This is a genomic window from Nitrosomonas sp. Nm51, from assembly GCF_900111165.1.
Taxonomy (GTDB): domain Bacteria; phylum Pseudomonadota; class Gammaproteobacteria; order Burkholderiales; family Nitrosomonadaceae; genus Nitrosomonas.
The window spans coordinates 1-7,411 of the sequence record NZ_FOGH01000076.1 but is presented as its reverse complement, the minus strand read 5'-3'; the positions used below and the strand labels follow the sequence as shown (position 1 = coordinate 7,411).

At 46.8% G+C, this 7,411-nt stretch carries 5 protein-coding genes; 3 read left to right on the top strand and 2 right to left on the bottom strand.

Annotation, left to right across the window (positions count from 1 at the left end; translation table 11 throughout):
- Positions 1-70: 70 nt before the first annotated feature.
- The gene (locus tag BMY60_RS14205; RefSeq protein ID WP_090334512.1) at positions 71-310 is read right to left on the bottom strand and encodes a hypothetical protein; all 240 of its coding nucleotides are present in this window, start codon (positions 308-310) and stop codon (positions 71-73) included.
- A gap of 164 nt (positions 311-474) precedes the next feature.
- Complete coding sequence (locus BMY60_RS14200; protein WP_256250912.1) at positions 475-3,738, bottom strand: FecR domain-containing protein; 3,264 nt, start codon at positions 3,736-3,738, stop codon at positions 475-477.
- Between the two features lie 615 nt (positions 3,739-4,353).
- On the opposite strand from BMY60_RS14200, the gene BMY60_RS14195 reads away from it, so the two are divergent.
- From BMY60_RS14195 to BMY60_RS14185, 3 genes are all read left to right on the top strand, one after another.
- Positions 4,354-6,057 carry a hypothetical protein gene (locus BMY60_RS14195; RefSeq protein WP_090334510.1) on the top strand — a complete coding sequence of 568 codons (1,704 nt, stop codon included), beginning with the start codon at positions 4,354-4,356 and terminating at the stop codon, positions 6,055-6,057.
- Between the two features lie 14 nt (positions 6,058-6,071).
- Positions 6,072-6,932, top strand: a complete 861-nt coding sequence (locus tag BMY60_RS14190; RefSeq protein ID WP_090334509.1) for a hypothetical protein — start codon at positions 6,072-6,074, stop codon at positions 6,930-6,932.
- A gap of 185 nt (positions 6,933-7,117) precedes the next feature.
- On the top strand, positions 7,118-7,360 hold the full coding sequence (locus BMY60_RS14185) for a hypothetical protein (RefSeq protein ID WP_143057467.1): 243 nt from the start codon (positions 7,118-7,120) through the stop codon (positions 7,358-7,360).
- Positions 7,361-7,411 lie beyond the last annotated feature (51 nt).

Genomic DNA, 7,411 nt, shown 5'->3' with positions numbered 1-7,411 from the left:
TAAAGTGCTTTTTATTAGGTTTTGTGTTTTCATGCTACTCATCCTGCATGAAAACAGATTAAATGTCCAGTCAATAATTACGGGTAATAGGCAGTGCTACCCAACGGGAAAATAAACCAGAAACCTCCAGAAATTCGGCAAAAAATGCCAGTTGACCCATAGCCGTTGCACTGCCACCTTCATCCCAACGTACATGAAATCGTCCGCCAGGTGTTGATAAACGTAATTCCTTTGTACTTTGATTCATCTCATGTACAGCGAGATTAACTGCTTTTACCAGCTCTCTTTGCTCAAATTCCATTTCACCCATTGGGTGACTCCTGTCTTTAGTCCGAAAACCTTGACACTACTACGTTTGAGCTAATTTTTGTAGATCTAACTGAGGAAAATAGGTTTAACAAATTGCAATTCGGCGGAAAATAACAGCCAAAATTTTTGTTTGTTCTACTTGAGTGTTGTCGAATCCAATTCCTTTTAGAAATTCAGGGTCGCTCTCGCGAAAAACGTTCTGTCCGGCAGATAGCGCGGATCAACAATTTGGGATAACCCAAAATTGTTGTTCCGGTAAAAAAATTCCTTGTCGAGCAGATTGCGGATTTCTAGACTTAACAGGCCACGCCTTTTAGGCAGCCGATAGCCGATAGTGGCATCCAATAAGAGAAAACTGTCGATCCCGGAATTTGTAGTTTTAGGATTGCGGTCATTGGAATTGGTAATGTCGCGGTGTCGTGTCAAATCCTGCCGCACAAATGTACCTGTTATACCGGAAAAAAAACCGCCGGGATGAAAATATTCAAGGCTGACAGGTATATTGAGCGTTTCAATCTTGACAGGAGCGATTTCACTGACATGTTCGCTTCGCGTAAATCGGTCGAAGTTGAATTCACTGCGAAGAGTCCAGTGCTTGTGTGGCAACCAGTACAAGTAAGCGCGCAGATTTTTTTCGTTTTGTCGCTGTATCAATTCTACTTCTGAAATACTGCCGACTCGTTGGGGAGCATGCAGGCGGCGTTTGGATGCTTCAATGCCGCCAAATACTTTGTTTTGATAGTGAACGTCCAGGCCGATTCCCATACGGCGGCTCCGTGTGTTATTCAAGTCGTCGAAAAACTGATTAAAGCCGGCTATTTGCGTGGGTTCCAGAGTTTGCTGCGCAATCAAATGCGATTTAGTGACCTCGAACCAGGCGAATCGAAGCCGGGCATTTTGAGTCACGTTCCATTGTGCGCCGAATTTCGGATTGATTTTATCGTTACTTTTTCCGGAGATTGTACTGGTGAAAGTGTCGTAACTTACGCCAAGCGTTACGTTCAATTGTTCGAAAAGATTGATATTCGAGTATTGGTAGGCATTGCCGCGTTTCATAAAATCGAAGCTTCCAGTAGTAAAACCCTGTATTTTTCGATCCCAGCTAAACCGGTAAAAGCTTCCGCCGGTTGTGGTATTGAAGTGTTCGTGGCGAAAAATATGTTGCATTTCAATTTGAAAGCCGGTGTTTTTTAAGGTAACAGACTTGTTATTAAAATTTTCAAATCGATCGATATATTTTCCCGAGAAAATGACATCCTGATTGGGCGATAGCTTGTATCGTGCGCCTAAGCGCGCCGCATCTTCATCCAGCTGCCTACGAATAGTTGAATAAGATTTGGGATTAAAATCCAATAATAAATCGCCCTGCTTTGTTTCACGCCGGCGAATCTCGGCTTGTACATTGAGCCTGGGTGTGGCGGCGAATTGCATAAATGCGTTGTAAATATCGTGATTCTGGTCGTTGTTAGGGCGAAAACCGCTTGATTCGAAATGATATTGCCCGACACTGACTGAGGCGCGGCCATATAGCCCAGAGGCGACGACTTCGTTGCCAAGCGTGCTATTGCTGCCAACCAGGCCTGAAGCCACTAGCTGGGTTCGATTGCGCTCCATCAACGGCGCAAATTCATTAAAGCCTGTCGCAGCCGGCCCGGTATTGGTAATGATATTCAAATCAGCGATTGCTAAATGCGGCTGCACCGGGTTGGTGTTGATCGGTTGCAACAGTTGTGCTTGCAGTAATTCACTGACGCGCGCGATTTCATGACGCGGGATATTGACATAGATATCCGACAAAAAACGATGCGCCGAATGATTCGAGGGGTCGAGGCTCAGGGACTGCGCCGTCTGCATAATGGCGCGTTTCTCAAAACCCAGATTGTCATAAATTCTCGACAGGCTGGAGCCGCGCGCGGCCTCGTCCTGGTCGAGCAGCAGCCGTGAGCGGTACACGGCGCGGTTGTCATTCAATTCGATTGATTTCTGGATAGCATGCAGTGCTGCGATCGGCTGATTTTGCGTTTGTTTTTGAATGGCGTCATAAAACCAGGGTGTCGGGTCGTTCGGGTCGCGTTCTTTGGCCAGCTCAAATTGCGTTTCGGCAGTTGCGTAACGTTTTTCCTCAAAATAGGCCTTGCCTAGATAGCTGCGGATCAAAGAACTGCCCGGATCGAGACTGGCCGCAATTTCCAGTTCGATGCGTCCGGTTTCCAGCGCTCCTTCGCGGATCATGGCCAGCCCCAGTCCAAGACGTGGCATCGGATCTGTTTGATCAAGGCGAATAGCTTTTGAAAAAAGCCGTTTTGCTTTTTTCGTATTAATGTTGGATAAATGCGCAAATCCCAGTACGGTTTGTGTGCGGGCGATTGCTGGATTCAGCCGGACCGCTTCGGAGGCCGCATCCAGCGCCAGGTCGAGTTCGTTTTCCGCCATTTGCAGCTCCGCCATTCGCGCCCAGAGCAAAGCGTTTTGCGGATCGAGCGCGATTGCCCGCAGCACACTGGCTAATGCGCCTTCTATGTCAAAATGTGCCTGCTGCACATAGGACAGCGCAAGCCTTGCAGTCGCCGATTCCGGAGCCAGTGTAACCGCGTTTTGTGCAAGTTCAAGCGCCAGTGCTTTATCGTTTTGCGTCAGTGCGATGATTGCGCTTAATGCGTAAGCGCTGCCGTTGGCGGGGTCTGATGCGCGTATCTGAGCGATGATTGCTTCGGCCTCGGCAATGCTGCCCAGTGCGAGCAGGCGCGCCGATTCGGCAATTTGAACAGTAATATTCCGCGTGTCATTGCCGTGATCCAGCCAGTATTCAATGATCGTCGGGTAGTGCAGCGCCCATTGAACTGCATCAACCGGATTAAGGACAATTTCTTTGCGCGGCGGCTGGTTGCTGTATGCAATGGCCTGCTCATGTCCTTCAAGCAACACTTCCCCATGCGTGTTGGTTGCGGAAACACTGCCCTCAAACACAACAATCCGGGTTTGACGTTCGTCGACACGGACAAAAAATTCCGTACCTTCGACACCTGCATTCATGAATGGCGTACGGACTTTAAACGGTTTTGGCGTGCGGGTCAGGATATGAATCGCGCCATTAATCAAATCCATCCATGATGCGGATTTGTTTTTTATGGCCGCAGGAAATGTGATGGTGGTTTTTTGATCAAGCGTCAGGTTGCTTTCATTCATTAGCCGCAGCATTGCTTTGCTGTGCCTGCGGGTGCGTAATTGGTCTCCGGCACACAGCTCGGCGCCTTTTTCAACCGGCTGCCAGGCCGTCTGCTGCATCCGGCGCAGCTCAACCGTACCCTGTGCTGTAACAACGCGCGCTGCGGCCAGTACACAAACCTCAGCAGTATGCGCAATCCGCATAAAAACAAACTGCGCCAGCATTAACAGCAATGCCGCAGGAATAGTTGAAAATTCGACCATCCTGTATTGCTGATTGCGTGCCATAAACAGATTCTGCCTGTGCTGCATTTGCCAATGCGATTTTGATTATAAATTGTTTTTCTCAGATTATTACCGATAATCTAAAATTTAACAATAATGGATATCCGTTGGCGCGTTGGCGTTTTATTATTTGAATAGCGCAATCTTATCGCTTTCGGTTATGGATGAATGTGGCAAAAATCACATTCAAGACTAGCGCTCTATCAATATGATATGCCAGGTACAGCGTTACCGTGTACACTGACAAACTCACTGAACCCGGCAATATCATATTGATAGAATACTAGTAAAAAGATTGCTTTCCATCACTGGACTGCAGGCAATTTGATCGCCTGGCAGTAAATGCGCACCGTCTCATCATGTTGTACTTTTTTATTCTCATGCATACCAATGCTTCTGCATGAAGTAAGGAGTCTTTTTTGCCAGGGTGAAACAGGATTCTGTTCTCACTTGATCCAGCTAGGTGACCCCATTGTGTGATCTCTTTGTGGTATTTCTCACATCAATATTAGACTGTTCTGTTTATAGTACTTTCCAGATTAACGTAAAAGGTAATATGTTTTTTCTATACACATGGATTTTCTGGAGGTTGACATGAATGAACCTGTAGCGATTGAGTTTTCTGAAGAAGGGGATGCGGCAAAGATTAATTATTCAATTCCTATGCCAGGGGCTCATACCGGGCGTCGTGTCATGGAGGTTGAACTGGATTTAGAAGATGAGCCCTTTACTCCGGATTCTTTTCGCTTTGGTATCGAGTTAGGCGCTGCAATTGGTGTTTCGCCAGATGATGGCAATATTATCAACGAAAATATTGCGGCTAATTTTTTCTCTGAACAGTTAAAGAAGGCCGGTGTTAGTGTTGTGGCACCTAATTTACTGGCGAATGCCAGTCATATCTCTGGCCTGCAAGTAAAACATGCAACGACTACCAGCAGGCCGACGAATGAGGCCGCCGCTTTAAGTGTCGATAGAAATGCCTTGCCTTTGGTTAGGAGCTCGGTGAAATCAAAAGTCAATGACGGCCAGATTGCGGCCCTGTATACGGATTTTATTTCTGATTGGCGAAATGGCATTGTACATATTCCCGTCGTTGACTGGGCAGGAAGTATCACAACGTTGCCGCGTCCGACACATCCCGATCCAAAGCCGCGTTTTTTCATCATTGAGCGTTATGGCATTAGTTCATTTCTGGGCGATTATGGTATGGGCCGCACGGTTAAGACCTTTACCTTATTGCCGGGTGAGTCAACCACGATTTCATTAAAGACCTGGCAATCAACCAAAGAGTCAGTTGAGCAGTCTTCATCGATCATCGATAGTCATGAACAGTCCGCACGGGAGCGATTTGCCGAGCAGGTACAAAACGAGACCACCGACAAGGCGACAAAGTCTAAAACAGAAGAATGGCATGTTGAGGCAGAGGCAAAAGCAAGCTGGGGGTTTGGTTCGGCTAAAGTGTCAGGTGGCGGTTCCGGTGAATATCACTCGGGGCGTGAACAATTTGCCCGGCAGGCGACCGAGGCAACCACCGAACATGCAGCCGAGGCGAGTTCAAAACGTGAATTATCAGTGTCATCGTCTTCGGAGAAAACCACCGAGAGCGGTTCCGAGTCATTAATCGAACGCACGATTACCAATGTTAACGTCCGTCGCGTATTGAATTTTGTATTCCGTGAACTAAATCAGGCTTTTATTACCAAGCTGCATTTGAAGAATATTCATGTTGGTTTTACGAATGGCTTATACAACAGTTGGCGTGAAGTGCCGCTGTCAGGATTGCGCACCTTATTGAAAGAGACATTACGACCAGATCAGATCGACGGCGCTGCGCAACAGATATTGCGGGTTGCTGGAACCATATTCGATCAGGATGATACTGCCGTGCAGGTATTAGACAAGGTCACGATTAATCAGAATGGCGATGGTGTGACGGTTGAGCCTGCCGCACGCGATGGTAATGGTGATTTCGCGCCGCCAACTGATGATATGTATTATCGTTTTCGCCCGGGGCCACTAAATCAGGGCGGGCAATCCAATCCGGTAGATGGTGTGTTGCTAAGCGAAACTCAAATAACAATGCGTACAGATTCGGTCATTGTAGAAGCCTTGTTAGGCCAGTCGGATTCACTCGATGCTTATGCGATGGAGATCCAGCAGGCTGCTGCCGAGAAGGATACGCTGGCAAACAGACGCGAAAAAATGATTCAGGAAACGCTGGAGGCGATCGATGATCCGGAGCGGCGTGCAGAATTAGCCGCAAGATTACTGGGCACCTGTTGTCCTGAAAAAGAATAATCGAGGAGTGGATTATGTCACCGAACAATCCAGTCACCGATGACAATGGTGTCACCAGTCGTGATGCAGTGACGGCGACCCCGGTTGCGGATAAATCATCGCTCGTTAAACCTAAGTCAAAACAGCAACAAAACAAAAGTGCCAAACCGAAAATAGATAAACTCTTTGTCTATGATGCTTCACTTGGCGTTGGTCCGGCCACTGCGATTCGGGATTCATTTTATAAAGGGGCAAAACTAGAGCCGATCACAACCTGGTCTGATCTGGTAACTGTATTATCCCGTTATTCCGAGATAAAAACTCTAGTGCTCGACACCCATTCAATCCCGGGAAATTTATTGATCGATGGTAACAGTCCTTCAACTGATGATCAAAAAAACCGGTTGACAGCAACTGCTGTACAGGTGACAGGTCGAATAATTTTTGAAGGTTGTTCGATTATGGGGGATCCTGCAACGACCGCGAAACTGGTTTCCGGAATTACCGGGCCAAGTGCCTCAGTAACGGGTTATACGTTCTTTAGTGTGGTTGACAGCATAACGGTTGAACTTATCGGCGATGAAGATGAGGAAGGAATTAAAACGGCACTGGAACCTTTTAAACAATATTTACTACCAGGCAACCCGTCAGCAAAATCGCTGGCCGGCAAATCCGGCCCCGTTGATTTATATCGCCGCTGGTTTCGGCGGGACCTTGACGAGACATCGCCCGAAAACGAAACGGATCAACGTGCGATAAAGCAACGCTCCGATATGACAGATGTACGCGTTCGTACTGCTGAAGACGCCGAACGCGTTCGTTCAGAATATCAAAGCCCGGTTGAGCCAGCGTACATAGTAACGATTGAGGATGTTCAGGCGGTCAAGGCAGAATAGCCCGGCAAGATAGAAACGAAAAACCGGGACAGAGAGGATCTAGAAACACTAGTGCTCTATCCTTTTTTCATCTGGAGTAAATGATATTCCTGGATGGCGTAAACTTGTCCGGGCTATTCACTTGTTCTCTACACAGCTTTATTTTCTCGATAGATAATTTTACTGATTTCCAATATGCTTCACGAATGTCAGGTTTAGATGTTGTTAAAGAATCAATAGCCTATCTAAAATTCTGGATGGGTGCCCTGGTTGTTTCAGATATCAGCCTGGTTGGATGGCTACTTAACGATATTGAATCTTCACCGGATTTAAGAATTTTTGCGGCTATTTTAGCAGTTATTATTGTAATAACCTTTCAACATTTATTTTGCATAGACGTATTAACCTATTTTCCTCAGTTAGATCTACAAAAATTAGCTCAAACGTAGTAGTGTCAAGGTTTTCGGACTAAAGACAGGAGTCACCCAATGGGTGAAATG